This is a genomic window from Corynebacterium sp. MSK218 (assembly GCF_030232655.1).
Lineage (GTDB): Bacteria > Actinomycetota > Actinomycetes > Mycobacteriales > Mycobacteriaceae > Corynebacterium.
Genome location: NZ_JASPGN010000001.1, coordinates 167,851 through 182,172, shown reverse-complemented (window position 1 = coordinate 182,172; position 14,322 = coordinate 167,851). Strand labels below are relative to the sequence as shown.

Annotated in this window: 17 protein-coding genes; 3 read left to right on the top strand and 14 right to left on the bottom strand. The window is 58.3% G+C overall.

The window, feature by feature from the left end; translation table 11 throughout:
* The first annotated feature begins 201 nt into the window (after positions 1 to 201).
* Positions 202 to 843, top strand: coding sequence for a response regulator (locus tag QP922_RS00930; protein ID WP_284807378.1), 642 nt, complete (start codon positions 202 to 204; stop codon positions 841 to 843).
* A gap of 254 nt (positions 844 to 1,097) precedes the next feature.
* Here QP922_RS00930 and QP922_RS00925 read toward each other — a convergent pair whose 3' ends face one another.
* From QP922_RS00925 to secY, 11 genes are all read right to left on the bottom strand, one after another.
* The gene (locus tag QP922_RS00925) at positions 1,098 to 1,655 is read right to left on the bottom strand and encodes a hypothetical protein (protein ID WP_284807377.1); all 558 of its coding nucleotides are present in this window, start codon (positions 1,653 to 1,655) and stop codon (positions 1,098 to 1,100) included.
* A gap of 415 nt (positions 1,656 to 2,070) precedes the next feature.
* Entirely contained in the window at positions 2,071 to 2,595 is a 525-nt protein-coding gene (rplQ, locus tag QP922_RS00920; protein WP_284807376.1) for a 50S ribosomal protein L17, read from the bottom strand.
* Between the two features lie 77 nt (positions 2,596 to 2,672).
* Positions 2,673 to 3,683 carry a DNA-directed RNA polymerase subunit alpha gene (locus tag QP922_RS00915; protein WP_039673770.1) on the bottom strand — a complete coding sequence of 337 codons (1,011 nt, stop codon included), beginning with the start codon at positions 3,681 to 3,683 and terminating at the stop codon, positions 2,673 to 2,675.
* A 69-nt stretch (positions 3,684 to 3,752) separates the two neighbouring features.
* Positions 3,753 to 4,358 carry a 30S ribosomal protein S4 gene (gene rpsD / locus QP922_RS00910; protein WP_039673768.1) on the bottom strand — a complete coding sequence of 202 codons (606 nt, stop codon included), beginning with the start codon at positions 4,356 to 4,358 and terminating at the stop codon, positions 3,753 to 3,755.
* Between the two features lie 21 nt (positions 4,359 to 4,379).
* Positions 4,380 to 4,784, bottom strand: coding sequence for a 30S ribosomal protein S11 (gene rpsK, locus QP922_RS00905; RefSeq protein ID WP_039673766.1), 405 nt, complete (start codon positions 4,782 to 4,784; stop codon positions 4,380 to 4,382).
* A gap of 3 nt (positions 4,785 to 4,787) precedes the next feature.
* Entirely contained in the window at positions 4,788 to 5,156 is a 369-nt protein-coding gene (gene rpsM / locus QP922_RS00900; protein WP_039673764.1) for a 30S ribosomal protein S13, read from the bottom strand.
* Between the two features lie 186 nt (positions 5,157 to 5,342).
* Positions 5,343 to 5,561, bottom strand: coding sequence for a translation initiation factor IF-1 (gene infA / locus QP922_RS00895; RefSeq protein WP_003854422.1), 219 nt, complete (start codon positions 5,559 to 5,561; stop codon positions 5,343 to 5,345).
* A gap of 302 nt (positions 5,562 to 5,863) precedes the next feature.
* Entirely contained in the window at positions 5,864 to 6,655 is a 792-nt protein-coding gene (locus tag QP922_RS00890; protein WP_284807372.1) for a L,D-transpeptidase, read from the bottom strand.
* 37 nt (positions 6,656 to 6,692) lie between these two features.
* Positions 6,693 to 7,490 carry a type I methionyl aminopeptidase gene (gene map, locus QP922_RS00885; protein ID WP_284807371.1) on the bottom strand — a complete coding sequence of 266 codons (798 nt, stop codon included), beginning with the start codon at positions 7,488 to 7,490 and terminating at the stop codon, positions 6,693 to 6,695.
* 11 nt (positions 7,491 to 7,501) lie between these two features.
* Positions 7,502 to 8,047 carry an adenylate kinase gene (locus QP922_RS00880; RefSeq protein WP_204098977.1) on the bottom strand — a complete coding sequence of 182 codons (546 nt, stop codon included), beginning with the start codon at positions 8,045 to 8,047 and terminating at the stop codon, positions 7,502 to 7,504.
* On the bottom strand, positions 8,047 to 9,372 hold the full coding sequence (secY, locus tag QP922_RS00875) for a preprotein translocase subunit SecY (protein WP_284807370.1): 1,326 nt from the start codon (positions 9,370 to 9,372) through the stop codon (positions 8,047 to 8,049). The genes QP922_RS00880 and secY overlap by 1 nt, the downstream gene beginning before the upstream one ends.
* A gap of 459 nt (positions 9,373 to 9,831) precedes the next feature.
* On the opposite strand from secY, the gene QP922_RS00870 reads away from it, so the two are divergent.
* Both QP922_RS00870 and QP922_RS00865 read left to right on the top strand, forming a co-directional pair.
* Positions 9,832 to 11,139: a class I SAM-dependent methyltransferase gene (locus QP922_RS00870; RefSeq protein WP_284807369.1), complete on the top strand. Its 1,308-nt coding sequence runs from the start codon at positions 9,832 to 9,834 to the stop codon at positions 11,137 to 11,139.
* Positions 11,140 to 11,148: 9 nt separating this feature from the next.
* Positions 11,149 to 12,639 carry an FAD-binding oxidoreductase gene (locus QP922_RS00865; RefSeq protein WP_284807368.1) on the top strand — a complete coding sequence of 497 codons (1,491 nt, stop codon included), beginning with the start codon at positions 11,149 to 11,151 and terminating at the stop codon, positions 12,637 to 12,639.
* A 79-nt stretch (positions 12,640 to 12,718) separates the two neighbouring features.
* Here QP922_RS00865 and QP922_RS00860 read toward each other — a convergent pair whose 3' ends face one another.
* The 3 genes from QP922_RS00860 to rpmD form a co-directional block, all read right to left on the bottom strand.
* Positions 12,719 to 13,096 (bottom strand): hypothetical protein, encoded by a 378-nt coding sequence (locus QP922_RS00860; protein ID WP_284807367.1) that lies wholly within the window; start codon positions 13,094 to 13,096, stop codon positions 12,719 to 12,721.
* 587 nt (positions 13,097 to 13,683) lie between these two features.
* Complete coding sequence (rplO, locus tag QP922_RS00855) at positions 13,684 to 14,130, bottom strand: 50S ribosomal protein L15 (protein ID WP_039673748.1); 447 nt, start codon at positions 14,128 to 14,130, stop codon at positions 13,684 to 13,686.
* 3 nt (positions 14,131 to 14,133) lie between these two features.
* Positions 14,134 to 14,319 carry a 50S ribosomal protein L30 gene (gene rpmD / locus QP922_RS00850; protein WP_039673747.1) on the bottom strand — a complete coding sequence of 62 codons (186 nt, stop codon included), beginning with the start codon at positions 14,317 to 14,319 and terminating at the stop codon, positions 14,134 to 14,136.
* Positions 14,320 to 14,322 lie beyond the last annotated feature (3 nt).

Genomic DNA, 14,322 nt, shown 5'->3' with positions numbered 1-14,322 from the left:
GCATGCAGAAAATGGCCGCAACTTGTTCGCATCACGCTCTTCACTGATCCAAGGAACCTCAGAAAACGAACCGAACATTAGGTTATGGTTATACTTACCACACTCGACCGCTGCTCAAATAATGATTTGAATATGGATACGGCTGTAAACTTCCCACCATAAATATCGCCACTAGACCCCTACCTCCCCCACATACAACTGATGTATACCATCCTCATTGTCGACGATGATGCAACCGTTCGAAATAGTCTCTGCCACCGCTTTGCACAATCTCCGGATTTTGACGTTGTAGGCACTGCAGAAAATGGACAGCAGGCGCTACATTGGCTTTCGGCCCACAGCTGCGACATCATGCTCTCCGATTTACGTATGCCCGCTATGGACGGACTGACGCTTCTATCCGAAGTCCAAAAGTTAAAATGTCCACCTCGCTTTGTGGGGATGACAGCATTCGACACCGACGACACCATGTTAAAAGTACTTAAGCGAGGTGGCTGTGGCTATATCATCAAGTGGCAGCAAGCAGAAACCATTATGCACACACTCCGCGAAGTCATGCAGGGAGGCACCATCCTATCCCCAATGTGCATAACCAGACTTATAAATAGCGAGTTGAGTAAAACTCCAATAAAAAGTTCAAACCTCGAGCCGCTCAGCTCTTTGGAGCTCGACGTTCTCAAAAGGGTGTGCAAAGGAATGGCTAACAAAGAAATCGCCGCTGACCTAAACTATTCAGAATCTACCATAAAACAGCAGGTTAGCCGACTACTCAAGCAACTGAACGCACGTTCACGCTCCAAACTTATTGCAGAATATGCTCCTTGCTTTAACTCATTCCAGTAAACGAAAACTCCCCCAACTGCACTGCAATAATCCAAGGAAAACAAAACGCTACCCACAATAGTGCGGGTAGCGTTGGATCACTTCTGCCTAAGCCGCTGCGAAAAAATTGCAGCCAATGTGCACAACAACAGCCCAAGCACAAGCATTGAAGAGTCGACTCGATCAAATAAATAGAGACCTATAACCACTAGTCCGGCGATAAGCAGCATTAAACCTATAGCCTGGGACAAGAATCGCGACATCAAACTTCCAATCTATTTCTGAGGGGTACAGACCGGAGGCGTGTTGGGGATCGGAGCTTTCCATATGATAATCCCTTGATCATTCCAGTCACAGAGGTTGCCAGCTGCGACGAGAACTGTGAGGCCCGCAGCAACCCATCCCGCGGGGCCGGAGGCAAGCTCTTCCGGAAGCACCGCGATAACAGCCGCTACGCCACCTCCAGCGCCAATAACCTTATTTACTTTTGAAATGACATCGTGACTCAGATAGACCTTTGTCACTGGCCCCCAGTTATCAACCTTTGTCTCGTTACCATACGTGACAAACCTGGGATGCCCTTCAGGGTCGACAGTGGCGTTGCTTATCTCCAGAAACTCATCGATGCGTCCCGCAAGGTCGGGAAATGCATCACGCTGAGTCTTTGGAATCCGAGCAGTGCCGATACCATTCTCGTCATACGAGATATACTCACCAAACTTTTCGAATGCTTCTCGGTCTTGGGGAGATCGATACTCGACGCGGGTCTCGCCAGACTCCTCTACCTGCACGGGTGACGAGGCCACCGGCTTCGTCTTGGCGAAGTCATCCATGGGAACAGCTTGAGCACTCGGAACCGCTACTACACCAGCTGCCAAGATCAACGAAACAACACCAAGTGTGCGGCCTACATTTAGGGGGGACATCAGAAGGAACCTCCGATAGCACGTGATAGAGAGCTGATAACTCTCTAGATGGAATCCATTTCCAACACAAGGAGTATGACAGATTCATAGAAAGGAAACCATAGCTCCGGTAAACATTTGTACGAAAGTACAAACTCGAGAACTCCAACGTCTGATGACACTAGTTGAACCCACAACCAGAAAAACATCGCCGCCGACACTCACTCGGCCTAGCAAGCCCCAAAGTTAACGTCACTGCAATTTTTAAGTGCATAAGAAAAGCCGCCACCTTCCTTTGTAAAGGAAGATGGCGGCTTTGCGCCTAAAGCACGAGAGCCGAAGACTATTGCTCCTCGGACTCTGCAGCCTCAGCCTCTTCAGCCGGAGCCTCGGTGGTCTCCTCAGCCTCAGCCTCAGCAGCCTCGGCCTCTTCAGCCTTAGCTTCCTCAGCTTCAGCGGCCTTCTTGGAGGCAGCTGCGCGGGTAGCGCGGTTAGCCTCGGAGGTCACGGTCTCCTCGAGAACGAGGGAGATCTGAGACATCGGGGCGTTGTCACCGGTGCGGTTCTCCAGCTTGATGGTGCGGGTGTAGCCACCCTCACGGTTCTCAAACTTCGGTGCCAGCTCATCAAAGAGGTGAGCAACAACATCCTTGTGCGGGATGAGCTTGAGAACAGCGCGGCGGTCAGCAACGGTGCCGGACTTCGCCTTGGTGATGATCTTCTCAGCGTAAGGACGAAGCAGCTTCGCCTTAGCGTCGGTGGTCTTGATTGCGCCGTGCTCGAACAGGCTAGCTGCCAAGTTGCTCAGCAGGTGAGCCTGCTGCTTAGCGGAGCCGCCGAGACGGGCACCCTTCTTAGGGGTTGGCATTGTGTACTCCTCGTGTGCGGATAAATTGAGCGCGCAACGAGCGCTTCACAAGCGCCGTTACGATTCAGCGGAATTCTTTACTCGGAATCCTCAGAAGCCGGGTCCTTGAAATCGCCGGTTTCTGCGTCGTAACCTTCGAGCTGGGTCGGGTCGAAGTCCTCAGGGGTGTCCTTGAGAGCCAGGCCCAGGTTAGCCAGCTTGATCTTTACCTCATTGATCGACTTCTGACCGAAGTTGCGGATATCCAGCAGGTCCGATTCGGTGCACTCAGCGAGCTCACCAACGGTGTGGATCTCCTGACGCTTCAGGCAGTTGTAGGAGCGGACGGAGAAGTTCAGGTCCTCGATCGGCATGCTGTAGGCAGCGATGTACTCCGTCTCCTGCGGGGACGGGCCAATCTCAATGCCCTCAGCGGCGGTATTCAGCTCGCGAGCCAGGCCGAAGAGCTCGACCAGAGTGCCGCCGGCGGAAGCCAGGGCGTCGCGGGCAGAAATCGAGTTCTTGGTCTCGACGTCGATGATCAGCTTGTCAAAGTCAGTACGCTGCTCAACACGAGTAGCTTCGACCTTGTAAGAGACCTTGAGTACCGGGGAGTAAATCTGGTCGACCGGAATACGGCCGATTTCCCCAGAAGTAGCGGCAGCCGGGACGTAGCCGCGGCCGCGCTCGACGACGAGTTCCATGTCCAGCTTGGCGGATTCATTCAGGGATGCAATGTGCAGATCCGAGTTGTGGATCTCCACGCCAGCCGGCGGCTGGATGTCACCTGCAGTCACCTCACCCGGGCCCTCCTTGCTCAGGTACATGACCACCGGCTCATCGGAGTCGGAGGACAGGACCAGACCCTTGATGTTCAGGATGATCTCGGAAACGTCTTCCTTCACACCGTTGATAGTGGTGAACTCGTGGAGCACACCATCAATCTTGATGGAGGTTACTGCTGCGCCCGGGATGGAGGACAGCAGCGTGCGACGAAGTGAGTTACCGAGGGTGTAGCCGAAGCCCGGCTCGAGCGGCTCGATGACGAACTTGGAACGAGACGAGTCGATGAATTCCTCGGTGAGCTGAGGACGCTGGGAAATAAGCATGGAATTTCTCCTTGTCGGCGCCCGCTATATGACGCCGGTAGAAGGGGTAAAGAATCAGATATCGAAAGTTTACTTCGAGTAAAGCTCGACGATGAGCTGCTCCTGCAGCGGGATGTCGATCTGAGCGCGCTCGGGCAGCTGGTGCACGAGGATGCGCAGGGTGTCCGGGACGACCTGCAGCCACGCCGGAACGTTGGCGTCAATCAGGCGATCCTGGGCCTCTTCGAACCATTCCATCTTCTGGGAACGCTCGCGGACATCGATGATGTCGTACTGAGTGACCTGGAAGGAAGGAACGTTGATCTTCTTGCCGTTCACGGTGAAGTGACCGTGGGAGACAAGCTGGCGAGCCTGGCGGCGGGTGTTGGCCAGACCAGCACGGTAGATCACGTTGTCAAGACGGGACTCGAGCAGGACAACGAGGTTGTCACCGGTCTTGCCCGGGAGGCGGTTAGCCTCAGCGTAGTAGCGACGGAACTGACGCTCGAGCACACCGTAGGTGTACTTTGCCTTCTGCTTCTCCTGGAGCTGCAGCAGGTACTCAGATTCCTTGATGCGGTTGCGGCCAGCCTGTCCCGGGGGGTACGGGCGACGCTCAAATGCCATATCGCCGCCGACCAGGTCGACGCGCAGACGGCGGGATACGCGGGTAGCGGGGCCAGTATAACGAGCCATTGTTTTACCTCTTCCTTTCCCTTAAACCTTGCGGCGCTTGGTCGGACGGCAGCCGTTGTGCGGCTGAGGGGTGGCATCCGTAATCGAGTTAACCTCGAGGCCTGCTGCCTGCAGGGAACGGATGGCGGTCTCGCGGCCGGAGCCCGGACCCTTGACGAATACGTCAACCTTCTTCATACCGTGGTCCATTGCCTTGCGGGCAGCGTTCTCAGCGGCCATCTGGGCTGCGAACGGGGTGGACTTACGGGAACCCTTGAAGCCAACGTGGCCGGAGGATGCCCAGGAAATGACAGCTCCATGCGGGTCCGTGATGGACACGATGGTGTTGTTGAAGGTGGACTTGATGTAAGCGTGGCCAGCGGCCACGTTCTTCTTTACGACGCGACGACCACCACGGCGCGCGCCGGAACGAGTCTTCGGTGGCATGTTTTACTTCTTCTTTCCTGCGATCGTCTTCTTCGGACCCTTACGCGTACGAGCGTTGGTCTTGGTGCGCTGACCACGTACAGGCAGGCCACGGCGGTGGCGGATGCCCTGGTAGCAGCCGATTTCAATCTTGCGACGGATGTCAGCCTGAACCTGACGGCGGAGGTCACCCTCTACCTTCCAGGTAGCTTCGATAACGTCACGCAGCGCCGACAGCTGGTCATCATCCAGGTTGTCGGTGCGCAGGTCGGGAGAAATGCCGGTCTTTTCCAGCAGTTCCTTGGCACGGGAAGGCCCGATGCCGTAGATGTAGGTGAGAGCAACCTCCATGCGCTTGTTGCGCGGGAGGTCAACACCAGCTAGACGTGCCATGTGGCTAGTCCTTTCGGGTTGTTACGATGGTTTTCTCCTCATCCGTCCCCCACCACGCATACGCTTCGTCCCGGACCGAGCCGGGGATTCAGTGGGCATGCTTAGCAGTGAGGGCTCAGGCCATCGCAGCCTGAGGTAGAAAGGGACGCATCAAGTGCGTCCCGTGGATAAGGAGGCTTACTGTCTTTACTTGTAGCGGTAGACGATGCGTCCGCGGGTCAGGTCATAAGGAGACAGCTCTACAACAACACGGTCCTCTGGGAGGATGCGGATGTAGTGCTGACGCATCTTGCCAGAGATGTGTGCAAGAACCTTGTGTCCGTTGTCGAGCTCGACGCGGAACATTGCGTTAGGCAGGGGTTCGACGATGCGACCCTCAACCTCGATTGCGCCTTCCTTAGCCATAACCTCTACTTTTCTGGTGAACGTTGAAAGTGCGCCGCGCTTGGCGACGTCCCCTCCTTCACCTGCATGTTTGATGTCTACTGCCTGGTGTTTTCTGCACGCGCTTCAACGTTGTGAAGCACCACGTGCAGACACCAGCTCTCAAGCATACGCTGCGATAACGCTATTTCCAAATGTCGCTAGCGCAGAGCACAGCAGATAGGCCCCACGACACGCCGAAAGCCCGCCACCCCATTGAGGTGACGGGCGTGAGAGGGGGTAGAGCCCCTCTCACGCGTTGTCAAGAGGAGCCTACACAACGCTTAGTAAATGAAGACCTTGGAACCGACCGGCACATCGTTCCAGTAACGCACAGCGTCCTGGTGGGTCAGACGAACGCAGCCGTTGGACTGGTACGCCGGGGAACCCTCGTGGAAGGCGTGGCCATTGTTGGTGAAGTACATGGCATACGGCATCGGGGCGTCGCCGAACTCCCAGGAAATTTCGTCCTTGATCTTGCGGTTGATGTAGAAGGTACCGGCCGGGGTCTCCTCTCCCGGCTTACCGCTGGACATACCCTGCGCAACGTAGGTGACATTGCCGTTGCCGTCCTGCAGCCAGGTGCGGCGGCCGCCGCGGTCCACACAGATACGTGCATCTGCCGGGCACGGGCCGGTATCGAAACGCTGTGCCTGGCGCTCGGCCTCAGCCTTGCGTGCAGCTTCCTCAGCTGCGGCCTTTTCACGAGCAACCTGCTCAGCGTGAGCGCGCTCTTCGGCTTCGCGGGCAGCGCGAATCTCCGCGTTCTTCTGCTCGATGAGGCCTGGGAAGACCAGCTCGATGGCGCCGTCAATGACGGGGCGGAGGGCATCGGCTGCCTGCGGGTTAGAAGCTCGCAGGGACTCGAGAATATCGTTGCGGGACGTCCATGCGCTCTCTCGCGTTTGACCCAGGAAGCTATCGACCTGAGACTGAACGTCGGAGGACAAGGTATCGAACGACGGGGCGGTCTGCGCGTTGGCAACAGGGGCGGTCAGAAGAGAGACGGACACGAGGCCCGCTGCGGCTGCTCGGCGTAGGGAACGAGCACCAGAGTGGGAACGAAGTTTAGACATGGCAAGAAGTATAAACCTTTCCGCCATAAATTCCTACCTACGCGTAGCGCTGGGTCAGGATTCGGGGACCATTCTCCGTGGCCGCCACGGTGTGCTCCCAGTGAGCCGCGAGGGAGTTATCTAGGGTGACGACCGTCCAGTCGTCGTCAAGCACGGCGTTGTCTTCCGTGCCCAGGGTAAGCATCGGTTCAATGGCCAGCACCGAGCCTTCTTGAATGATAGGGCCGCGGCCAGCTTTACCTTCATTGGCCAGGTAAGGCTCTTCATGCATCTCTCGCCCGATACCGTGGCCGCCGTAGCCGTCCACGATATATAGGTCGACGCCGAATTTATCCTCAGCAGCGTAGGTAGCCTGCTCAAGAGCCGCGGACACATCGGTAAGACGGTTGCCCGGGACCATGGCCTTGAGGCCCTCGTGGAGGACCCATTCGGTGGCATCGGACAATGCTTGAGCTTCAGAGCTGAGCTTTCCGACGCCAAACGTCCACGCACTATCCCCTACCCACCCATCGAGGGTGGCACCGCAATCGATGGAGATGAGGTCACCGTCGCTAAGGACGATTTCGCTACTGGGGATACCGTGGACAATGACCTCGTTGACGGACGCACAGATAGACCCCGGGAAGCCGCCGTAGCCCTTGAAGGTGGGCACGGCACCGGCATCACGAATGGTCTGCTCAGCCACCTCATCGAGCTCCAGCGTGCTCACCCCCACAGCGGCGGCAGCACGCACTGCCTGCAGAGCACGGCCAACAATTTCGCCGGCTGCCTGCATGGCATCGAGCTCGCCCGGGGTACGGGCAGGCATGGTCCTCGTGCGTCGTCGAAAAGCCATAGCGAAAGGAGCTACTTGCCCATCGCCGTGAGCGCGCGCTCGTTGATCTCCTCGACGGAGCCCTCAGCCTGGATCGGGATGATGGCCTCGCCGTAGTGCTCGATGAGCGGGAAGGTCTCCTCGCGGTAAACGCCGAGGCGGGTACGGATGGTCTCCTCAGTATCGTCAGCGCGGCCGCGGGCCAGCATGCGCTCGACGACGACATCCTCAGACACCTCGAAGTTGAGAACGCCATCGAGCTTCAGGCCCTTGTCGGCTAGCAGCTTCTCCAGAATGTCTGCCTGCTCAACGGTGCGCGGGAAACCATCGAGAAGGAAGCCGTCCTGAGCGTCATCCTCGTTGAGGCGATCCTCAACCATACGAGCGGTGACATCCGTCGGCACCAGCTTGCCGGCGTCGATGTAGGACTTAGCCTCAACACCGAGCGGAGTTCCTTCACCAATGTTGGCGCGGAAGAGGTCACCGGTGGAGATGTGCGGGACGCCGAGCTTCTCGCTGAGGAGAGCAGCTTGGGTGCCCTTGCCGGCACCGGGAGGGCCAAGGAGTACGTAACGCATTACTTAAGCAGTCCTTCGTAGTTGGATTGTAGGAGCTGGGACTCGATCTGCTTGACCGTGGTCAGAGCAACCGAGACCATAATGAGGATGGCGGTACCACCGAACGCGGAGGTGCCGCTGGCACCCGCGCGGCCGATGCCCAAGTCCAGAAGAATATTCGGCAGGACGGCGATGAGTGCCAGGTAGATCGAGCCGACGAACAGCAGGCGGTTCATGACGAAGCCCAAGTATTCGGCGGTCGGTCGGCCCGGGCGGATACCCGGGATGAATCCACCATACTTCTTCATGTTGTCTGCCTGTTCAGCCGGGTCATACTGAACGGAGACATAAAAGTAGGAGAAGAAGATGGTCAGTACGAAGTACAGAACGATGTACTGCCAGGAGCTCGGCGCCTGCAGGTGAGCAATGACGTTGCGCTGCCACCAGTTATCGGACACGCCCGGGGAGCCAGAGTTCACGATCTGAGTGATGAGGACCGGCATGTAGATAAGGGAGGACGCGAAGATGACCGGGATAACGCCGGCCTGGTTGACCTTGAGCGGCAGGTAGGTGGAGGAACCACCGTACTGACGGCGGCCCACCATGCGCTTGGCGTACTGCACCGGGATGCGGCGCTGGCCCTGCTCGATGAAGGTAATTCCGACAACCAGGAAGATGAGACCAGCAACGACCATGGCGAAGACCAGGCCGCCGTTGTTCTGCATGATGCTGACGCCGTCGGTAGGAAGGCGCGTAGCGATACCAGCGAAAATCATCAGGGACATACCGTTACCGATGCCCTTTTCGGTAATGAGCTCACCCATCCACATCACGAGGACAGCACCTGCCGTCATGGTGATGACGAGGACGATAAGGGTGAACAGGTTGCGGTCCTCCGCCAGGACGCGCACGCCTTGACCCAGCAGCTGCTCGCGGTCCGCCAGAGCCACGATGCCGGCCGACTGCAGAAGCGCCAGCGCCAGGGTGAGGTAACGCGTGTACTGCGTCATCTTGGCCTGGCCCGACTGGCCTTCCTTCTTCAACTGCTCGAAGTGCGGAATGACCACGGTCAGCAGCTGCACGATGATGGACGCCGTAATGTACGGCATGATGCCGATGGCGAAGATAGACAGCTGCAGCAGCGCACCACCGGAGAACAGGTTAATCACCGAGTAGAGGTTGCCGGATTCTTCCGTCAGTTCGCGAAGACGACCAGCGATGGTGGCGTAATCGACGCCCGGGGACGGGATCTGCGCGCCAACGCGGTAAAGGATGATCAAAACGATCGTGAAGATGATCTTCTTACGCAGGTCGGCGTCTTTAAAAGCCTGCAAAATGGCGGACACTACTAAATCCTCCTGGCCTACCGCGCTTAAACTGCGGGCCGAAACTGCCGCGCACGGAGGTGGAACTCATCTGTTCCTACTGCATGAGAGCCCTTTCAGGCACGTCATAGGAACGGTTGAACACTTTTGACCCCATTACCCTACCAGCCGCGCGCTATTTCGCCACATCTACCCCTCCGAATTCACAGTAAAGCCACCTCGACTCGCACCCCACGGGGATTCTCAGACTGCGCTCCTGAGACAGCAGCGCCATCGACATGTGCCCCTCAACCTAATGTAAATAGTTTCGTCCTTAGCGCTGTTTCTTTTTCCGTCCTACCATGGCCTGTGTTGCTCCTTAGCAATGTCGCTACAAGGCGACCTACACCTCTTCGACCACTCCCACGACGCCCGGGGCGCCTCGGAGTACGGCCGTATACACATCTGCCTGACGATGAAGCGAAAGAAGTATGTAGTTTTATGAGTACGCGATTTACCCCCATGAGCGTGGCGGAGATCATTGATGCATTCGTCCCGCAGCCCAATCCTTTCCGTTGGGAAGCCTTCGACGGTTCCGTCACCGGCCCTGCCGACGCTCCATTCACCGTCACGATCAACAGCCTCCAAGGCTTGGCCTATATCGCCACACGCCCGGGCGATGTTGGCTTCGCCCGCGCCTATGTCACCGACGGCATCACGGTCAAGGGCGAGCATCCAGCACACCCCTACGGCATCTTCGACGCCCTCCACGTTATGTATGACAAATTCACCAAGCCGGACGCCAAGACCCTGGCGCGCGTCGTGCGTTCGCTGGCCTCCATGGGCGCGTTCCAGATTCAGCCGGTTCCCGAGGTCGAACGCGCCTCGTGGCTGCGCCGCAAAGTGCACGAGGGCCTGTCGAAGCACTCCAAGGAGCGGGATGCCGAAGTCATTTCCGATCACTATGACGTGGGCAATGACTTCTACGAGCTCTTCCTTGGCGACTCAATGACCTACACCTGCGCCTATTACCCCTCCCCCGACGCCACCCTGGATGAAGCTCAGGAAAACAAGTACCGCCTCATCTTCGACAAGCTGCGTCTCAAGGAAGGCGACCACCACCTTGACGTCGGCTGCGGCTGGGGCGGCATGGTGCGCTACGCCGCCAAGCGTGGCGTGAAGTCCCTCGGCGTGACGTTGTCCAAGGAGCAGGCCGAGTGGGGCCAGGCCAAGTTCAAGGAAGAGGGCCTCGAAGACCTCGCCGAGATCCGCTTCATGGATTACCGCGACGTCACCGAGGAGGGCTTCGACGCCATCTCCGCCATCGGCCTGCTCGAGCACATCGGCGTGAAGAACTACCCCGATTTCTTCCGCTTCCTTAACGGCAAGCTGAAGCCAGGTGGGCTCATGCTCAACCACTGCATCACCTACCCGGATAACCACAAGACGCCGAAAGGCGGATTCATCGACCGCTACATCTTCCCCGACGGCGAGCTGTCCGGCTCCGGCACCATCACCAAGTGCATGCAAGACGCTGGCTTCGAAGTCGTGCATACCGAGTCCCTGCGTTTTGACTATATGCGTACGCTCCACGATTGGTGCGAGAACCTCAAAGACACGTGGGAGGAAGCCTGCTCCCTGGTGGGCCTTCCCACCGCGCGCCTGTGGGCCATCTACATGGCCGGCTCCGAGTGGGGCTTCGAGCACAACATCATCAACCTCTACCACTTCCTGGGCGTCAAGCTGGGCGACGCCGGCTCCCGCGCCGGTGTGCCTGAGCGCCGCTGGTGGGAAGATTCGCGCTTTTAGGAGGAAAAAATGGTGTCTCGTTTTGTTAACCGAATCAGTAATCACCGCAGTGTCGACGCCGTGGAGGTCCCGCCGGTGGGTTGGAAGGCGCACCGCGAGGGCGTCGATAAGATCCTGCGTAGCTTCCGCGCCGTGCCGAAGGATAAGCGCGTGCGCCTTGCGAAGAAGACCTCGAATCTCTTCCGCGGCCGCAGCGGCGAGCAAGCGGGGCTGGACGTCTCTGGTCTGGGAGGGGTCATTGAGGTCGACCCCACAGCGCAGACTGCCGAGGTCCAGGGCATGTGCACCTACGAGGACCTAGTCGATGCCACCTTGCCGCATGGCCTCATGCCTTTCGTGGTGCCACAGCTCAAGACCATTACGCTCGGCGGTGCGGTGACGGGCATGGGCGTGGAGTCCACGAGCTTCCGCGATGGATTGCCGCACGAATCCGTGCTGGAGATGGACATCCTGACCGGAACCGGGGAGATTGTCACCTGCTCACGCGAGGAGAACGTCGATCTCTTCCGCCTCTTCCCCAACTCTTATGGTTCCCTGGGCTACGCGGTGCGCCTCAAGATTGAGCTGCGCGCGGTGAAACCCTACGTGGAGTTGCGGGAGGTGCGCTTCAACGACCTTGAAGAACTCTCCCGCACGCTTGACGACGTCTCCCGTACCCACACCTACGACGACCAGGACGTCCACGGGCTCGATGGGGTGGTCTTCTCCCCGAATGAGGCGTATCTGGTCATGGCGCGTTTTACGGATGAGGAGGGGCCGACCTCGGACTACACGAGGGACAAGATCTTTTATCGCAGCCTCCAGCATGCCCGCGGTATCCGCCACGACCGTTTGACGGTGCGCGATTACATCTGGCGCTGGGATACCGACTGGTTCTGGTGCTCCCGCGCCTTCGGGGCACAAAACCCGCGGGTGCGCACAGTGTGGCCGCGTGAGTTGCGGCGCAGCTCCTTCTACTGGAAGCTGGTGCGCTTGGACCGCAAGTACGAACTTGAATACAACTTCATTAAGAAGCCCAAGGGCCTTCCCCGCGGCGAGCGGGTAGTTCAAGACATCGAGGTCACTCCGGATAACTTGCCGGAGTTTCTACGTTGGTTCTTTAAGGCCTCCGATATCCAGCCGGTGTGGCTGTGCCCAATCCGGCTACGCGATGGTGTGGAGGACCTCATCGGTACTGGTGACATCGCGGCCGATTCGCCTGATCCCTGGCCGCTCTATCCGCTGCTGCCGGGCCAGACCTGGGTCAACGTCGGTTTCTGGTCCGGGGTAGAGGGAAACCACGTCGACCCCACCGCTCCCGGCAATGGCGCCTTTAACCGCATCATTGAGGCCAAAGTCAGCGAACTCGGTGGGCACAAGTCCCTATACTCGGAGGCCTTCTATTCCCCCGAAGAGTTTGCGTCACTCTACGGCGGCGAACTACCCGAACGCATCAAGGCGGTGGCCGACCCGGACAACCGCTTCCCGACCCTCTACGAAAAGACGGTCAACGACGCTTAAGATGGGCTGCAAAACAGCCCGGCCCCCATCACCAGGATCTCATCCCTGGTCATGGGGGTCTTGCTAGATTCGGGCGGGGTTACGCAACAGCGTCCACACGAACGAAGCCATTGTCAGCCAGGGACTTCATCATGCGGTCAACAGCAGCCTGATCGGTGTCCGGGTTGTAGGACTCAAGGAAAACGATGTGGGCAGTCGTGGTGCCTTCGAAACGGATGGTCATGAATTCGTGGCCCAGTTCCTCGGTGGCGAGGAAAAGATCGCGCTCCACGGCCTTCTGTGGGCTCAGCTCTGCACCCGGCTGGGCAGACGGCGCGTTCTCACCGGCGGTGGCATTTTCCACGTGTGCGGCAGCGGCCTGGGAGTGCACGCCGTTGTCATCGAGCGGCGCGGCGAGGCCAAACAGCGACATAATGGTGGCCATAAAACCCGCGACGATCTGGCTGATAAAGGTCATGAACTTCTCCTTAAACTGGCATGCAGTATTTCTGAGAAAGAAGTCTATCACCTCATGGATTTATAAGCTAGCCGGACACTAGCAGGGAACTGGTGAAACTCCAGCAGCGCACTAGCAGGACACAAGCAGGGCGCTAGCGGGACGCTAGCAGGACGCCAGTAGGACGCTAGCCGTAGCGGAGCATTGGAACCTTTTAAGAAATGCCTTTTGCGACCCCGATTCGGCAAATCCCCAGGTCACCGCATAAAAATTCGGCCATAAGGTGCCTCTTAAAAGGCATTAGTACCTTTTGCAAACCTCCCGCGACAAAACCCCAGGTCAACACATAACAACCCGACCATATGGTGCCCCTCAAAAGGCATTAGCACCTTTTGCAGCCCAGAGAGAAGCCGCGCAGACCCAATGCCCCCCCAGCAACCGCGCGCCCTCGCTGCCCCAGAACAGCCAAGCGCCCCCGTTGCCTTCCAGCACACCACGGCCCCGGCGGCCAAGCGTGCGCGAAAACGCCACAACCCTCCCACAGACCACCGAAATAGAGGCCCCGTGGGAGGGTATGCGGTTAGGTTCTCCGCGAACCGAGAAACGATTTACTTGGTAGTGGCGGTGCCGCCAGCAGCCTCAATCTTCTCAACAGCAGACTTGGAGAACTTGTCAGCGGTGACATTCAGCTTGACGTTGATGTCGCCGTTGCCCAGAACCTTGACCGGCTGGTTAGCGCGGACGAGTCCAGCAGCTGCAATGTCAGCAACGGTGATGTCGCCGCCCTGTGCAAACTTCTCAGCCAAGTCAGCAACGTTAACTACCTGGTACTCAACGTGGTTCGGGTTCTTGAAGCCCTTGAGCTTCGGCAGACGCATGTGCAGCGGCATCTGGCCACCCTCGAAAGCAGCGGAAACCTGCTTGCGAGCACCGGTGCCCTTGGTACCGCGACCAGCGGTCTTACCCTTGGATGCCTCACCGCGGCCGACGCGGGTCTTGGGCTTGTTGGAGCCTGCGGCCGGGCGCAGGTCGTGGAGCTTGATGATATCAGCCATGGTTTACTCCCCTGCCACTTCTTCGACGGTGACCAGGTGACGCACCTTGTGAACCATGCCGCGAATGATCGGGGTGTCCTGCTTAACAACAGAGTGTCCGATGCGCTTGAGGCCAAGAGCCTCAATGTTGGCGCGGTGGTTCGGCTTAGTGCCCACAAGGCCCTTTACCTGAGTAATCTTCAGAGCCATTGC

Coding starts and splice junctions, on each gene's coding strand:
- QP922_RS00930 (WP_284807378.1), top strand. CDS start 202: ATGTATACCATCCTCATTGTCGACGATGATGCAACCGTTCGAAATAGT.
- QP922_RS00925 (WP_284807377.1), bottom strand. CDS start 1,655: ATGGATGACTTCGCCAAGACGAAGCCGGTGGCCTCGTCACCCGTGCAG.
- rplQ (WP_284807376.1), bottom strand. CDS start 2,595: ATGCCAACCCCTAAGAAGGGTGCCCGTCTCGGCGGCTCCGCTAAGCAG.
- QP922_RS00915 (WP_039673770.1), bottom strand. CDS start 3,683: ATGCTTATTTCCCAGCGTCCTCAGCTCACCGAGGAATTCATCGACTCG.
- rpsD (WP_039673768.1), bottom strand. CDS start 4,358: ATGGCTCGTTATACTGGCCCCGCTACCCGCGTATCCCGCCGTCTGCGC.
- rpsK (WP_039673766.1), bottom strand. CDS start 4,784: ATGCCACCGAAGACTCGTTCCGGCGCGCGCCGTGGTGGTCGTCGCGTC.
- rpsM (WP_039673764.1), bottom strand. CDS start 5,156: ATGGCACGTCTAGCTGGTGTTGACCTCCCGCGCAACAAGCGCATGGAG.
- infA (WP_003854422.1), bottom strand. CDS start 5,561: ATGGCTAAGGAAGGCGCAATCGAGGTTGAGGGTCGCATCGTCGAACCC.
- QP922_RS00890 (WP_284807372.1), bottom strand. CDS start 6,655: ATGTCTAAACTTCGTTCCCACTCTGGTGCTCGTTCCCTACGCCGAGCA.
- map (WP_284807371.1), bottom strand. CDS start 7,490: ATGGCTTTTCGACGACGCACGAGGACCATGCCTGCCCGTACCCCGGGC.
- QP922_RS00880 (WP_204098977.1), bottom strand. CDS start 8,047: ATGCGTTACGTACTCCTTGGCCCTCCCGGTGCCGGCAAGGGCACCCAA.
- QP922_RS00870 (WP_284807369.1), top strand. CDS start 9,832: ATGAGTACGCGATTTACCCCCATGAGCGTGGCGGAGATCATTGATGCA.
- QP922_RS00865 (WP_284807368.1), top strand. CDS start 11,149: ATGGTGTCTCGTTTTGTTAACCGAATCAGTAATCACCGCAGTGTCGAC.
- QP922_RS00860 (WP_284807367.1), bottom strand. CDS start 13,096: ATGACCTTTATCAGCCAGATCGTCGCGGGTTTTATGGCCACCATTATG.
- rplO (WP_039673748.1), bottom strand. CDS start 14,130: ATGGCTGATATCATCAAGCTCCACGACCTGCGCCCGGCCGCAGGCTCC.
- rpmD (WP_039673747.1), bottom strand. CDS start 14,319: ATGGCTCTGAAGATTACTCAGGTAAAGGGCCTTGTGGGCACTAAGCCG.